The organism is Paenibacillus sp., assembly GCF_048976745.1.
In the GTDB taxonomy this organism is placed as follows: domain Bacteria; phylum Bacillota; class Bacilli; order Paenibacillales; family Paenibacillaceae; genus Paenibacillus.
The window spans coordinates 197,104-211,759 of record NZ_JBHGUU010000012.1 but is presented as its reverse complement, the minus strand read 5'-3'; the positions used below and the strand labels follow the sequence as shown (position 1 = coordinate 211,759).

The following is a 14,656-nucleotide window of genomic DNA, read 5'->3' as shown; positions in this document are numbered from 1 at the left end:
CCTCCTCAACGCTTATTTCACCGCTTCTTCATAGATGCTTTTCTCCAGCGCTTCATCCAGGTTGGCGGCTTTTTTGATTAGTCCATAGTTCAGTGCAATATCCGCAGTTCGGGTAAATGATTCATCCACAAAACTGCCAACTTGCTGCTCCGTAAATCCTTCCGGGCGAATCAGCTTTGCAATCTCTTCCAGCATCGTGACCTGATGTTCACGGGTGGTACTGCCCTCCGTCACATTACTCATCACGATATCTACCGTCTCCTCCTGATTGTCGATGGCATAATTCCAGCCTTTCAGAATGGCACGGGTTACTTTGACCGCAAGCTCATGATTACTGTCCACCCAATCTTTCTTGGCAATCAGCGTATCCTCCAGCATGCCAACACCGGCATCTTCAATGTTGAACACATCCAGATCGGACTCTTTCGTTCCACTTTCCAGCACCACGTGGTACTCGTTATAGATCGTTGCTGTCGCCACATCTACCTGGTCATTGAAAAACTGATCCATCGTGAAACCCTGCTTCACCAGTTCAATATCTTTCTTCGGGTCCAAGCCATTCTTCTCCATGAACGCGAGCACCTGAAACTGCTGACTGCCGAACCAGGTACTGACCTTCTTGCCTTTCATCTGAGCGGGATCGGTGATGCCGAGGGACTTTTTGGCAATCAAGCGATAGCTGCTCTTCTGTGAGATCTGGGCGAGTGAGACAAGCGGCAGACCGTTATCCCGGCTGACCAGCAGACTGTCTACTCCGGTGATGCCCACATCGGCTGCACCATTGACTACCTGCTGTTCAATCACGATATCCGGACCACCCGGAATAATTTCGGCATCAATGCCTTCATCTGCAAAAAAACCTTTTTCCTTCGCTGCATAGATTCCGGCAAACTGTGCCTGAGGCACCCATTTCAGTTGAATTTTCACTTTGGTTAAGGGTTGATCCGCTTCTCCCGCCCCTCCTGAACTCGCAGCAACAGGATCCGTAGCTGGCTCGGATTTCGTAGAACATGCGCTCAGCGCCGTAACCACCAACATAACCATGATCAGCAGACCCAACTTCAACGTTTTGTACATGGACAGAACAACCCCCTGTGTATATACGATTTTTCAAGCAGATAGTATGAGGCTCTACTTCACCAGCTCTATCAATCTATGGTTGCTATCCTGATGTACGTTATGGATCTGTGCGTGCACGATTCCAAGGAATGAGTCGCTTTTCTGCCAGGACAACAGCTTCATACAGCACAATGCCAAGCACGGCGGCGATGACAATACAGGACCAGGCCAAAGGCATATTTGCCAGTCGAATCTGATCTGAGAGCAAGTACCCCAGTCCCTGGGAAGCGATGAAAAATTCACCCACAATGGCCCCGATAATACTGGTCGACATGTTGATTTTCAGACCTGCAAAGAGGGAGGGTATGGCGTGAGGCAGTCTCAGCTTCCAAAAAAACTGCATCCTGCTCGCGGCAAGGCCACTCAGCAGATCACTGTACTGCGGCTGAATCGAGGTCAACCCCTTGAACAGACTGACCGCCATAGCCGCCATCGTAATAACGGTGATGACTGCAATACGTGACCAGATTCCGTCACCGAACCAATTGTTCATAATTGGGGCAAGGGCCACAATCGGAACGGCGTTCAATGCAGACAGAACGGTAACCGCCGCCTTGCCGCTTGTTGGAAAGAAAGACGCACCCGCGGCCGCCAGAGCGCCTAACAGGGAACCCAGCAGGAAACCACCCATCATTTCCGTTCCGCTGTACATCGCATAACGAAAGAGCATATTGGCATTGTCCTGAATGGATATCGCAATCGCGGAAGGCACAGGCAGTTGGTAGCTTTCCAGCGAGAATATCCAATGAAACAATCTGAGCTGCCAGAGAGCGAGAAACATCGCCCCTGCACCCCAGGGAAGCAGGTTCAGTACAATCGAACGCCCACGAACACGGGTGCCCAGTCTGGCCTTTCCGGCTTGTCCCGGATGTCCATGAATTTCCGTTTCGGGAGCAGAGGTCATCTGTGAACCCGTGAGGGGTGCAGCCGCGCCATTGATCGCAGCAATTGCCACACCTTCGTCCCGCTTCCGCTGCATCACTCTCCCTTCACTCACGTGCCATCGCCTCCTTTGGCCCTGAATTCAGGCTGCCAGGGGGTCAGCCAACGTTCGGCCAGACTGATGACCAGATACGAGATCAGGCCAATGCCAATGCTAAGCATGATGGTGGCCCAGAACATGCCCACTTGGGCATGGCCGTAATATAACGAACTAACCATCAGGACACCGAGTCCGTCAGGGGCACCCATCAATTCCACAACGATGGAGGAGGTCACCGCCAGCGGAGCAGCTATTTTCATACCTGAAAATAATCCCGGAAGTGCTGAGGGCAACAGACATTTGATATATCGTGCAGTCCACGAAGCTCCACAGGAACGCATCAGCTCCAGATGCTCTGGTGCTGCACTTTTTAATCCTTTTAACGTATGGATAATGATCGGGAAGAAGGTTACATACGCCGCCATGACAATTCGGGCCCACTCCGCGTTGTGGATAATGCCGTACACAATGGGTGCAAGACCAATAACCGGAACCATCTGTGAGGAGACTACATATGGCGATAATGTGCGCTCCAGCCAGACAGCCGCGCTCATGAGCAGAGCCAGACCCAGGCCGAGCAGCGTTCCCCCTGTAAAACCAATGGCGGCATTGCCAAAGGTGACAGCCCCCTGCTCTGCCAGCGTACCCGAGTAACGAAACAAGGCTGCAAGGACATCATGCAGATAAGGAAGGCGAGACGCCGCCTGCTGGGGTGACAGGAACAGTTGCAGCATCCAGGCGATTGCTTCCCACAGCACCAGTACGGCTATAATCCATATGGCGACCCAGGATCGATATCCCGGTTTAAAGAACCGCAGGGACATGGGATTCATCACGCTCCTCGTAGAAGCAATTGCGAATAGTCGTGATCATGTGGTAGAAGGCTTCGGTTTCTCTCAGTTCACCATGACGTTCGGAAGGCAGATTGACGGAATGAATGGAATGCACCTGCCCCGGATGCGCCGAGAGTACGATGATCCGGTCGGACAGAAATACCGCTTCGGGGATGCTGTGTGTAACAAAGAGGAAGGTCTTGCCTGTCGAGCGCTTGATCTCAAGCAGCTCCAATTGCAGCTTTTCTTTGGTGAATTCGTCCAGAGCCGAGAAGGGTTCATCCATAAGCAGCAATGGCGGATCAAGCGCAAGGGCTCGCGCAATGGATACCCGTTGCTGCATGCCTCCACTGAGCTGCCATGGATAATGGTCGGCGAAGCGGGTTAGCCCTACCATTTCAAGCAGCTCACCGCTAATGCGGCGACACTCCTTCCGGCGGGTGCCGAGCAGCTCCAACGGCAATTCCACATTGTGACGAACGGTGCGCCAATCGAACAGGGCTGGTGTCTGAAAGACGATGCCGAACTGTCGCTGTAACCGAGCCCGTTCAGGTTCCTGACCTGAAATACGAACGGTGCCTGAGGTGGGCTGAAGCAGGTCACCCACCAGCCGGAGCAAGGTCGACTTGCCACAGCCGGAAGGGCCCAGTAGGGAGACAAACTCATTGGACTGGATCTGGAATGTAACATCCGACAAGGCAGTGACTTGTTGTGTTCCTGTGCCAAAGACAACGGACACATGATCTACATCAATATGGCAGGCTTCGGGAACTGTGGCTGAGGATGCGGAGGACATGGGCATTCTCCTTTGTGGAAGTTATTTTCATTGCACACCAAGGCTGAATGGGAGGTTTATATACACGACGTAACAGGTTTTGCTTGTTAGATAATACTATATCGCTTTGGGCGGGGATTACATTATACAGTGTGTTTTGAGTATGGGCCTGTTCATGTTACACAATGTAAAATGAGACCCATTCTCAGATACATCCATGTGAGTTTCCTTCGTATACAGCTAACATGCATTTCACCTAACAACAAGCGCACGATTATTTGTATTTATTGAATGAATATTCGGAAAATATGACATATGCTCTCGTATTCTTGTTCATTTTCTTGTATAAAGATTGAATAGACGTACAAGGACTTCCACCTCCACGTGAGTCATAGCTCCCGAATGATGAAGGCGTTATCACTATTCCGGATCAATCACTGCGCGGGCTGGCTTCCTTTTGTCATATATCACGTTGAAAACCACATAGATAGGTCTATCCAAAGATCAGTAAAACGAAGCTTTCAAATCCAGAAATCGGGGTGGTTATGATGTTTGATTGGCTGGGATGGAGAAAAGGATTGCCGCTGTGGCGATCGTATCGGTTGAACGCACATATAAAGGAAGATGTAGAACAGATTTTTGAAGGTATTGCCGAAACGCGGCGGCAGCTTATGATGGATTGGGCAGATGAACAATGGAATCACCTGGATCGATTGCTTCAACAGATACAGTCGGTTCAATTCCAAGAGGTATTAGAAGGTTCACAACAACGAAGCAAACTAGATGCATGGTTTCAATCCAGTTATATTCGAGCCGTTGACAGTACGGAGCTATTCATGCTGAACGAACAGAATCAGGTGGTATTCTCTACATATAAGAAACACGTTGGACAGAACTATGAAAATCACGAAGCATTGATTGGACCAGGATTGAAATACTCCAGAGCAGATCGTCATGGCAGAAAGTGTTTGTATGGGCCTTATTCCGATCCACTGACGCTGGATATTGGTCCACGCTCGTCCGCTTTTCACGATGATGTCACCTTGCTGTTTATCAACCCCATTCTACAGGAAGGTCGATATGTTGGTTCATTATGCAGCCGTGTTCCCGGGGATGTCCTCGGTGACCTGATTCAACGGGAATCAGGCCACATCTATCCCGATTCGGGTGACAACTATCTCTTTATGGCTGAGTCGATATTACGGCCCCATCTGCAACCCGGCACCGCCTTATCCCGAAGTCGCTTCGAAGACCGTACGTTTACGCATGGGGAAAATCTGGAAGATGGTGTCACCACCGATTGGGGTATTGTTTCCGTTAAGGAACATACCGAGCTGGAACTCATGTTCACTGATCCGTCGACCGGAGAACTGCACCCCGGTGTAGCTAACACCATTCAGAATGGTTCCAATCTGTTTGTTGCCTTTCCCGGCTATTCGGATTATCGCCATATTTCTGTGATCGGTAAAGGGATCACCTTCCAGCTACCTCACTGTCCCGATCGCTGGGGCATGATGTGTGAAGGGGATCTGGAGGAAGTGTATCGGATACGAAGCATCGGCTGGCGCCAGTTCAAACAGCACAGTTTCTTCACGATCTTGTCAGGTCTTGCAGGAGCCGCGCTCGTCTATGCCCTCACTGGTAGTGGGTGGAGTGCGGCAGCAATGGCGGCTTTTAATATGTTATTCGGATTTTTCACTGCATTACAGCTGCATCGCAGCCAATATCGACGGGTTCATGAAGACTTGCGTCGAATAAGCCGATTTATTCGAATTAACGCCGAAGGCAGGGGTGATCTGACCCAGCGCCTGGACACGTCTGCTTTTGCCCAAGACGAATCGGGTGAACTGGCGAAGTGGATCAACAACATGATTGACTCTCTGGAAGGCATCATGCTGAAGGTACAACTCGCCACGGTAGACGTTATGGACAACCAGTATCAGATGCGCACTTCTACAGAGACAACTCAAGGCACGACTGAGCGCGTGAACCACAAGCTGGGTTCGATGATTCAGGCCATTCGCACCCAACTGGAAGATCTCGATGAGGCCAAGATCGCAGCCGATCACATGCGCATAACGCTACAACAACTGGAGACCTCTGCAACCGAACAGATCGGTGTCGCCCAGCAGGAAGTGGAACGAATCGGGGATAAAATGACCCAAATCTCAGGAGCGGTATCCGATACTAACCGTACGATCCTGTCCTTCATGGATACGATGAAAGAGATCTATCGTGCCCTGGCTGTCATTGATGAAATCTCAGCTCAGACCAACCTGCTGGCTCTGAATGCTACGATTGAGGCTGCACGCGTGGGCGAACACGGCCAAGGATTCTCGGTTGTGGCGGGGGAAATCCGTAAGCTGGCCGATTTATCCCGCTCTTCCACGGAAAATATTCATCAGATTCTGGACCGAATCTCAACAGCAGCAGGAGCTGCGTCCCAGTTAATTACAGAGGGAGATCAGGTACTGGCTGAAGGAACAACACTGGTTCAGGCCGCTTCGCAACTTTTGCAAAATGCTACCGCTGAAGAAACCGAGCGCACACAAGTCGTGGATCAGGTGGTCATGCTGATGGAGAATATTGCTGCAATCAGCCACCAAAACCGGGCTACTTCCGCTGAGGTGGAGGCCGAGATGATGGAGCTGATTCGTGATATGCTGCAAGTTCAGCATTCGTCGCAAAACGTGGAAGCTATTACCGTCTTCCTGCAACAAGTTGTGGGGCAATTCCATCTGAATCATCCCGCCAAAAATGCTGTCATCTGACGTTATCGTTGACGCGGATTGGAGAAATAGCTAAAATTTGATGCAACTGTTCCTTTTGAAATTGTCGTATCATTTATAATAGAAGATTTCCAATCTGAACCGATGAAAGGGTGGTCTGCATGGAACTGCTTCAGGATTCATTTGGCCGGATACATGACTACATCCGTATTTCTGTTACGGACCGCTGTAATTTACGCTGTGTGTATTGCATGCCCGCGGAGGGCATGGAGTTTGCTCCACATGATGAAATTATGAGCTACGAAGAGATTGCACAGGTATTGATGGTACTTGCCCCGATGGGCATGCGCAAAGTTCGGCTCACTGGGGGCGAACCGCTGGTACGCAAGGATCTGCACAAGCTTGTCGGCATGATCTCGGCGATTGACGGGATTGATGATATTGCACTGACGACCAACGCTCTTCTACTGGATAAGCAAGCTCAGGCGTTGAAAGATGCTGGATTGAACCGGATTAACATCAGTCTGGACTCCCTGCGCGCTGATCGCTTCTCCATGATTACCCGCGGCGGAGATGTGAATAAGGTACTGAAAGGCATTGAAGCTGCAACAGCCGCTGGCCTTGCTCCGATCAAGCTAAATGTCGTGCTGATGAAGGGCATTAACGATGATGAGATCAAGGATTTTATTGCCATGACGATTGACCAACCTCTTCATGTGCGCTTTATTGAATATATGCCAATTGGACAGGCTTCGGATTCATGGCGCAAATCTTATTTGCCACTGGAAGCCGTGACAGATGTATGCGCTGAAGCGGGCTGGACGGTAGAAAATACAGCAGGCCCTGCGGGCAATGGCCCATCACGCAATATGAAAATTGTGGGCTCTGAAGGCACATTTGGATTGATTCATCCCGTGAGTGATCATTTCTGTGACAATTGCAACCGACTTCGGCTGACCGCTGACGGACATATCAAAGCCTGCCTCTACTGGTCGGATGAGTATAATGTTCGTCGCTTCGTGGATGATCCGGATGCCATGGCGGCACTCTTCCTCAAAGCACTGGGTACGAAACCAAAGAACCATGAGATGGCTCTGGCTTTGGAACAAAAAATGCAATCTCATACGCCGACTGTACGACGTATGTCCCAGATTGGCGGTTAGCAACCGTAAGCAATATAAATTAGCCGCGCATTCCTGCGTACGGGTACATACCTGTACCGTCAGATCGACGCTTTGCACAACGGATGAGGTAACGCTGGCGGGGTGAACCCTTATGTAAATCAGCATGGATCACGAAACATGGAGCATTGCACAGAATAAGTGGATAGCAAAGCAGACGAGAACTTGATTGTTCTCGCCTGCTTTTTCGTTATGTTTTCATAAATTCCTGAAAGTCATCAATTCTCATGTCTCATTTGTTACAAACTTAATTAATATACCTTATTGCCCTTGTTGGGTCTTCAAGATTCCGATAATTCTGACGATGTATATACGATACATCCAGATGATATGCATACATACACTATAGGAGCTGAATATTATTGAACATTGTTGAAGCACTCGTTGCAGCGAGTCCGTATTTTAAAATTATGCTCAAAGAACACGATATCATGATTGCAGTAACTGACACGGAGAAGTTCTGGTATTACGTTCCCAGCAACGAGCTTGATCTGGGCATCAAGGCAGGAGACCCCGTTTCCCTAGATGACCCTACACTCCGTCGGGCACTTATAAATGGAGAAACTTCAGCGAACCGTATTGATGCGAAATTTTATGGCACTTCAATTAACTCGGCGGCCACCCCTCTTCGGGATGAGCAAGGAAATATTGTGGGTACACTTGCCATTGGTTTCTCTCTTCAGAATGAGGAAAAACTGGAGTACTTCACTGATTTGATCGGTGGTATTAGCGGAAAATTAACAGATATGGTACAGACGGTAGCTGCCCAATCTGAGGAATTGACAGCCTCTTCCACGCAGATTTTGGATAATACCCGCATGGCTGTGCAGAACTCTGGCGAAGTGAACAAAGTCGCCGCATTCATCCGTGAAATCTCGGAACAGACCAATCTGCTGGGCCTGAACGCAGCTATTGAAGCCGCTCGAGCAGGCGAAGCAGGCGCCGGATTCAGCGTTGTTGCATCTGAAGTGCGTAAACTTTCTACGGGCACTAAAGAAGCTACAGTGAATATCGAACGTTCCTTGAAGGATGTTCAGCATTCCATCCAGCAGATGCAACAAGAGATCACCTCCATCTCACAGTCCAGCAACCAACAGGCTGTACTAGTAACCGAGTTCAGCGAGGTCATTGATCAGTTGAACAGTGTAAGCCGTGATCTGAAATTGTTTATTGAATCCATGCTGCTGAAGGCAGAATAAATTCGTACGATGACTCAGATGGTCGTCCAGATATTGAATAATCCCGATGCATTATCGATCACTACATATTCCAACTCGGACTCCATAACTGGATCAACAGGCCATGCAATTTCCAGATTAACACTCACATTGAACTCCCGCGATTAACGTCATAGGGAGTTTCTTTATTTTTACAAGATGAGCCACACCACAGTCTTCTATTCAGCGATAAGCTTCCACAGCATCATACACGCCAGCCCGACCATGACCACAGCGGACAATCGATTGAACACCAGACTGATACGTCCAGTTCGATCCGTTCTCCCAATTACTCTGCCCGCACCTGCAAGTCCAAAGAACCATACCCATGACACAACTGCGGCTGTCAGGGCAAAATAAATACGCTCCACCCCTTCATACTGAAGTGAACTGGTGCCAATCACGGCAACCGTGTCCAGCAGCGCATGGGGATTGAGTAGAGATACCGATGCAGCGAACGCAATCTGTCGCCCCGCTGACATAACCGTCTGCGGACCTTCCACAGATTCGGACGACCTCCAGATACTCCATGCCATATACAGTAAAAACAAACTTCCTGCGGCATACAACACATTCACCAGCACTGGCCATTGCAGCAAAATAAGCGACACCCCTCCAACGGCTGCCCCGATTAACAACGTATCACTGACCCCTGCCGTTATAACAGCAGGCAGTGCATGTATATAATGTCTCTGGCTCATGCCCTGATTAAAAATAAATACATTCTGCACACCCAGCGGCAAGATCAGACCAAACGCCAGAATCATGGCGTGAATAACAACCTCCATCGTTCTTCCCCCTTCTCTCTGTAATCCATAGTAGGACAGATGAGGGCTGGCGTAACCAACCACTTGGATGGCATCACACCCAACCAAATGATATAGTGTTGGTTACACAGACAAACGGAGGTGATTCTGCCTGTCATGGAACGTTCTGATTCACGACTATATATGAGTTGGAAGCCGAATCCTTCTTCCGACCTGCCTTTATATCGCCAGATTGAAGCCTATATCCGCCAGAAAATCACAACAGGTGAATGGTCGACAGGCTACCGTCTCCCCTCACAACGAACATGGGCTGAGTCCATGGGGGTGAACCGCAGTACACTGGTTACTGCCCTTGATAATCTGGCCGCCGCGGGTCTGCTTGAAGGCAGACATGGCGGAGGAACTTATATTTCCGGTTCCGGTTGGCATGGCATGGCTCATGGAGCAATGCCCAACTGGAATGAAGCCATCGAGGAGGGCTGGTATTATCCCAACCTGCCCGAGATTCAGCAGATTAATCAGGCTGAATTCAGGCCCGGCATCATCCGTCTTGGTACAGGGGAGCTTGCCCCAGAGCTGATGCCTCACGATGCTTTTAATGACATTCTGCGCTCACTGTCCCTTCGTTCTCGTACACTGAACTACCTGGAACCTCAAGGAAGCCTGGAGCTTCGTGAGGCTTTGTCCGTCCATTTGCAGACAATTGGCATTCAGGCTTCTCCAGATTCCATACTGATTGTATCCGGCTCTCTTCAGGCCCTGCACTTGATTTCGGTCGGACTTCTCCCTCGCGGATCAGCCGTTCTGCTGGAAAAACCATCGTATCTCTATTCGATTCACGCCTTTCAATCGGCAGGGTTGAAAATGAGTGGTATCCCGATGGATGACGAAGGTCTACACATTTCACGTCTGGAAGATGCAGCTCAGCTTGTAAAAGATCAAGACCACATCTCGCTTCTCTATACGATCCCGAGCTTTCACAATCCCACCGGATCTGTGATGAGTGATCACCGCCGGGAAGAACTGATGACCACCGCTCGAACAATGGGCATCTCCATACTGGAGGATGCCGCCTATAGTGATCTGTGGCTGGATAAACCTCCTCCGTCATCGCTAAAAGCGCGTGACCAGGAAGGACGTGTGCTGCATATGGGCACCCTGTCAAAGGCCGTCAGTCCCGGGCTGCGCCTCGGATGGCTGGTCGGGCCAGAGCCGGTCATTCGCCGACTCGCAGATATCAAGATGCAGACCGATTATGGTACAAGCTCACTCGCGCAAGAAGCCGCGGCCATGTGGTTCGCAGAAGGACATCATGCAGAACATATGGAGCGCCTTCGCCCTGAGTTACGCAGACGCAGAGACATTATGCTGGAGTTGCTTCAACGTCACTTCCAGGGAATTGCGGAATGGAACATACCTGCTGGCGGCTTTTACATCTGGCTTCGATTCACGGTTGAACCTCTTTCCATCCGACAGTTGTTCCATACCTGTCTGGAGCAGAATGTGCTTATCCACCCGGGCTATCTGTATGACCGGCTGGATGCGAGTCATATTCGGCTGTCATACGCCTACGCTGCCCCTGATGAGATGGAGCGTGGACTACAATGCCTCGTAGAGGCTGTACACAAGCTCATGGATTCTGGCTCCTGATTTCAAATACTGGCTCAAGACTTCACAACCAAAAAATAGCCTTGACCTGAAAGGACTATGTCCTTTAGATCAAGGCTATTTGTATGTTTTACCCTTTTACAGCACCCTCTGCAATCCCCTCCATGATAAACTTCTGGAAGAAAGCATAGATCAGAATAACCGGAATCGCAGTCAGTACCAGGGAGGACAGAATCAACGGCCATTCCTTGTTATATTCACCAAACAGCATGTTTGTCGACAGAATCAGCGTATAACGATTCACATCGGTCAACATGAGCAGTGGCAACAAGAAGTCATTCCAGATCCACAGGAAGTCCAGAATCGCGATGGTGACTGTGATCGGAAGCAAAAGCGGGAAGATAATCTGGAAGAACGTCTGGAACTCATTACATCCATCAATCTGAGCCGATTCCTCCAATTCCCGCGGGATGGACTTCACAAACCCGTGATAGAGGAAGATGGCCATGTTCACACCAAGCCCGATATAGATCAAGGCCAATCCGTACGTACTTCCTTGTACACCCATGCCTTTGGCTACCCGTGTCAGTGGAATCATGATCGAATGGAACGGCACCAGCATGGATGCGACAAACAGGAAGAAGATCAGGTTGCTCAATCGACCAGAGGTACGTGACAGCTTGTATCCCGCCAGTGAGGCACAGAAGACGATACCACCGATCCCCAGAAAGGATACAATCGCTGAGTTCATCGAACTGCCCAACAGATTGATTTTATTAAACGCGTCCGAATAATTCTCCCAGTGAAGCGTCGTCGGCAGCGCGATAAAGGATTGGAACATCTCACCTTGTGTTTTGAAAGAGTTCACCACCGCCATGTAGATCGGCAGCATGGCTACAAGAGAACCCAGCATCAGCAGCAGTCGAATCAGATAACTGTTCAGTCGTTGCATCCTCATGCTTCCACCTCTTTCTTCTTCATGACGGTGATCTGGATGAGTGTGAAGATGAGTACGATAATGAACAGCACAACCGATTTGGCACTTGCATAACCGTATCTGAAGTTGTTGGAGAATGCTTCTTCATAGATATTCATCGTGATAACCTGCGTCGCCCGGCCCGGTCCACCACCAGTCAGTCCATACACCACTTCGAACACTTTAAATGCTCCGTTCAGCGTCAGGAAGAAACAGATCGTCACCGCATGAGTAATCATCGGCAACACCACATTGCGCAGTACCTGGAATGCGTTGGCCCCATCAATAACAGCTGCTTCCTTGAGACTTTTTGGCACACCCTGAAGAGCGGCCAGATAGATGATCATCATATACCCCACACCGTTCCAGAGCGATACGATCAGAATGGAGTAAAATGAAAACTTCGGATCACCCAGCCATTGCTGATCCAGGAAAGAGATGGCCAGTTTCTGTGCGAGCTGTGGCAGCACCTGAGAGAAGATGAAGGTCCACATGAAGGCACTGATGATCGTACTGATCATATTAGGCATGAAGAACAGGGTCCGAAATAGCCCTTTGCTGCGCGTCCGTGATTCAATCAACACGGCAAGCAGCAAGGCAATTCCATTTTGCAGAATGAGCATAAATATTACATATTTCATTGTGAACCACAGAGAGTTCAGAAAGTCCGGATCTTCTTTGAACAACTCAACGAAGTTGCCCAGACCGATAAAGCTGTAATCCCGGTTAAGCCCGTTCCAATCCGTCAGACTGTAGAACATGCCGCTAAACGTAGGGTACAGCAGGAAAATCGCATAGATGACAAAGGCAGGCGCAGTGAACGCAAGCAGTGACAGATACTTCTTGAACACATTCGTAGCCATTGGTTCTCCCCCTTTTCACTCGAAGCGGATGATCGTAAACGAGGGAACGAAGAACGTTCTGCCTGCCGTATCATCTGCTTGGAGACTGCGACGAAATAAAGTACCGCCAGTTTGTTGACAAAACCCCAAAACCGTTGGGATTTTGCCAACAAAAGCGGGTACTACATTCCTCGCAACTCCTTACTTGTTGACTTTGTTGTACGATTTCCACGCTTTGTCGAGTGCATCGATAACCTGCTGTTGATTTAATTGCCCCGAGTAGTAGCCTTGCAACGCTTTACCCGATTCGTCTTTCACCGCTTGCGGGATGGATGGGTCCTGATAGGCTTTACCTTCACTCACATATTTCTGGGCATCGTCTACCCATGGGAAGCTCTTGAAGTCATGGATCTTGGCAACCGGATTAAACTTGAGTGCTTCGTAGAATGCACTTGAATCCTTGTCATCGAGAATGTAGTTCACGAAATCGAGTGCCACTTCTTTGTTCTTGCTGGATGACGATACGGCCAATGAAGTAGAAGTACTCAGATTGATTTTGGTATCATCCGGATTGTCATTGATCGGCATTGGTGCTACACCGAAGTTCAAGTCCGGGTTGGACTTCAGAATGGTTTCGGCAAACCATGGTCCCTGAATCCACATGGCGGCGTTTCCTGAAGCGAAGGCTGCTGAACCATCATCTCCGCCCACTTCCAGCGCTTTGTCCGTTCCATTTGCATTGACCAGATCAAAAACGTCGAACAACGCTTTCATATCCGAGAAGGAGCCTTGATCCTGATTCATCTTGTCGATGAAGTCTTTGTGCTCCGACTGTGTTAATGCCCCAACGGTGAGTGGCAGGAATAATTGCGGAATCCAGGATTCTTTGTAGGACAGTTCAAATGGTGTGATGTTGGCTGCTTTCAGTTTCTCCACGACCGCTTTCATCTCCGTTAACGTCGTTGGTACTTCCAGCCCTTGCTCCTCGAAAATATCTTTATTGTACAGATAGCCCCATGATAACGTTTCCAAAGGAACAGCCACAACTTTGCCCCCTGCATCCGTTACGGAAGGTTTAACCGAATCCAGCAACTTATCGACAAAAGGTTGGCTCGACAGGTCTTCCAGATAACCGGCTTTACTGAATGGTGGGATCTCATTGACTGCATGCAGGGCGAACACATCCGGTGCATCATTGGAGGCGAGTCTTGTCTTCAGAATCTGCGGTGCATTGTCCGCTGGCGGCATCTCCAGTTGCACGTTCACCTCAATATTTTTCTCTGCTTTCTCCTTGGCTTTGAACTGTTCTATATATTTATCGTAATGTTCTTTCAGCCGAGGTTGTGCAATGAATACTTTGAGTGACACCGTGCTGCCTGATGCAGATTCCTCCTGCCCATTGTCCGTTCCTGCATTGGAGCCGCAACCTGCGAGCAGAACACTGACCAGTACCGCACTTGCTACGCTTTTCCATACTTTCATCTCTTATGACCTCCCGGTGTGACTGGTTTGTCTTTCATAGGCTCATTATATATCAGAAAATGAAAGCGCTTCATTGGACAAAATTAGACTTGTGTATTGGATTATTTTAAACCTTAATCCAGCCGCAAATGCTCTCTCGAACGGC

At 49.4% G+C, this 14,656-nt stretch carries 12 protein-coding genes; 4 read left to right on the top strand and 8 right to left on the bottom strand.

From position 1 onward, the window contains the following. Positions 1–12: 12 nt before the first annotated feature. The 4 genes from ACE3K2_RS20085 to ACE3K2_RS20070 form a co-directional block, all read right to left on the bottom strand. A complete protein-coding gene (locus ACE3K2_RS20085) occupies positions 13–1,077 on the bottom strand; it encodes an ABC transporter substrate-binding protein (protein WP_421894152.1) in 1,065 nt (354 codons plus the stop codon). A 100-nt stretch (positions 1,078–1,177) separates the two neighbouring features. Further along, a complete protein-coding gene (locus ACE3K2_RS20080; RefSeq protein WP_421894150.1) occupies positions 1,178–2,116 on the bottom strand; it encodes an ABC transporter permease in 939 nt (312 codons plus the stop codon). Further along, the gene (locus ACE3K2_RS20075) at positions 2,113–2,934 is read right to left on the bottom strand and encodes an ABC transporter permease (protein ID WP_421894147.1); all 822 of its coding nucleotides are present in this window, start codon (positions 2,932–2,934) and stop codon (positions 2,113–2,115) included. Before ACE3K2_RS20075 ends, ACE3K2_RS20080 begins: the two co-directional genes overlap by 4 nt. Then, positions 2,906–3,730, bottom strand: a complete 825-nt coding sequence (locus ACE3K2_RS20070) for an ABC transporter ATP-binding protein (protein WP_421894144.1) — start codon at positions 3,728–3,730, stop codon at positions 2,906–2,908. Before ACE3K2_RS20070 ends, ACE3K2_RS20075 begins: the two co-directional genes overlap by 29 nt. Positions 3,731–4,254: 524 nt before the next feature. On the opposite strand from ACE3K2_RS20070, the gene ACE3K2_RS20065 reads away from it, so the two are divergent. The 3 genes from ACE3K2_RS20065 (at position 4,255) to ACE3K2_RS20055 (ending at position 8,818) form a co-directional block, all read left to right on the top strand. After that, complete coding sequence (locus ACE3K2_RS20065; protein ID WP_421894141.1) at positions 4,255–6,480, top strand: methyl-accepting chemotaxis protein; 2,226 nt, start codon at positions 4,255–4,257, stop codon at positions 6,478–6,480. A gap of 119 nt (positions 6,481–6,599) precedes the next feature. Then, on the top strand, positions 6,600–7,601 hold the full coding sequence (moaA, locus tag ACE3K2_RS20060) for a GTP 3',8-cyclase MoaA (protein WP_421894138.1): 1,002 nt from the start codon (positions 6,600–6,602) through the stop codon (positions 7,599–7,601). A gap of 380 nt (positions 7,602–7,981) precedes the next feature. Continuing rightward, entirely contained in the window at positions 7,982–8,818 is an 837-nt protein-coding gene (locus tag ACE3K2_RS20055; RefSeq protein WP_421894135.1) for a methyl-accepting chemotaxis protein, read from the top strand. Between the two features lie 197 nt (positions 8,819–9,015). Here the strand turns inward: ACE3K2_RS20055 and ACE3K2_RS20050 are convergent, their stop codons facing one another. Continuing rightward, positions 9,016–9,624, bottom strand: a complete 609-nt coding sequence (locus tag ACE3K2_RS20050) for a LysE/ArgO family amino acid transporter (protein ID WP_421894132.1) — start codon at positions 9,622–9,624, stop codon at positions 9,016–9,018. A 135-nt stretch (positions 9,625–9,759) separates the two neighbouring features. Between ACE3K2_RS20050 and ACE3K2_RS20045 the strand changes: the two genes are divergently transcribed. Continuing rightward, positions 9,760–11,253, top strand: a complete 1,494-nt coding sequence (locus tag ACE3K2_RS20045) for a PLP-dependent aminotransferase family protein (protein ID WP_421894129.1) — start codon at positions 9,760–9,762, stop codon at positions 11,251–11,253. 88 nt (positions 11,254–11,341) lie between these two features. Here the strand turns inward: ACE3K2_RS20045 and ACE3K2_RS20040 are convergent, their stop codons facing one another. The 3 genes from ACE3K2_RS20040 to ACE3K2_RS20030 form a co-directional block, all read right to left on the bottom strand. Then, the gene (locus tag ACE3K2_RS20040) at positions 11,342–12,169 is read right to left on the bottom strand and encodes a carbohydrate ABC transporter permease (protein ID WP_421894126.1); all 828 of its coding nucleotides are present in this window, start codon (positions 12,167–12,169) and stop codon (positions 11,342–11,344) included. Next, on the bottom strand, positions 12,166–13,050 hold the full coding sequence (locus tag ACE3K2_RS20035) for a carbohydrate ABC transporter permease (RefSeq protein ID WP_124116573.1): 885 nt from the start codon (positions 13,048–13,050) through the stop codon (positions 12,166–12,168). Before ACE3K2_RS20035 ends, ACE3K2_RS20040 begins: the two co-directional genes overlap by 4 nt. 180 nt (positions 13,051–13,230) lie before the next feature. Beyond that, positions 13,231–14,511, bottom strand: a complete 1,281-nt coding sequence (locus ACE3K2_RS20030) for an ABC transporter substrate-binding protein (RefSeq protein ID WP_421894123.1) — start codon at positions 14,509–14,511, stop codon at positions 13,231–13,233. Between the last annotated feature and the right edge of the window lie 145 nt (positions 14,512–14,656).

Bases quoted from the DNA above. Each gene is read 5' to 3' on its own strand.
- ACE3K2_RS20035 (WP_124116573.1), bottom strand. From the start codon at position 13,050: ATGGCTACGAATGTGTTCAAGAAGTATCTGTCACTGCTTGCGTTCACT.
- ACE3K2_RS20075 (WP_421894147.1), bottom strand. From the start codon at position 2,934: ATGAATCCCATGTCCCTGCGGTTCTTTAAACCGGGATATCGATCCTGG.
- moaA (WP_421894138.1), top strand. From the start codon at position 6,600: ATGGAACTGCTTCAGGATTCATTTGGCCGGATACATGACTACATCCGT.
- ACE3K2_RS20045 (WP_421894129.1), top strand. From the start codon at position 9,760: ATGGAACGTTCTGATTCACGACTATATATGAGTTGGAAGCCGAATCCT.
- ACE3K2_RS20070 (WP_421894144.1), bottom strand. From the start codon at position 3,730: ATGTCCTCCGCATCCTCAGCCACAGTTCCCGAAGCCTGCCATATTGAT.
- ACE3K2_RS20040 (WP_421894126.1), bottom strand. From the start codon at position 12,169: ATGAGGATGCAACGACTGAACAGTTATCTGATTCGACTGCTGCTGATG.
- ACE3K2_RS20065 (WP_421894141.1), top strand. From the start codon at position 4,255: ATGATGTTTGATTGGCTGGGATGGAGAAAAGGATTGCCGCTGTGGCGA.
- ACE3K2_RS20030 (WP_421894123.1), bottom strand. From the start codon at position 14,511: ATGAAAGTATGGAAAAGCGTAGCAAGTGCGGTACTGGTCAGTGTTCTG.
- ACE3K2_RS20085 (WP_421894152.1), bottom strand. From the start codon at position 1,077: ATGTACAAAACGTTGAAGTTGGGTCTGCTGATCATGGTTATGTTGGTG.
- ACE3K2_RS20050 (WP_421894132.1), bottom strand. From the start codon at position 9,624: ATGGAGGTTGTTATTCACGCCATGATTCTGGCGTTTGGTCTGATCTTG.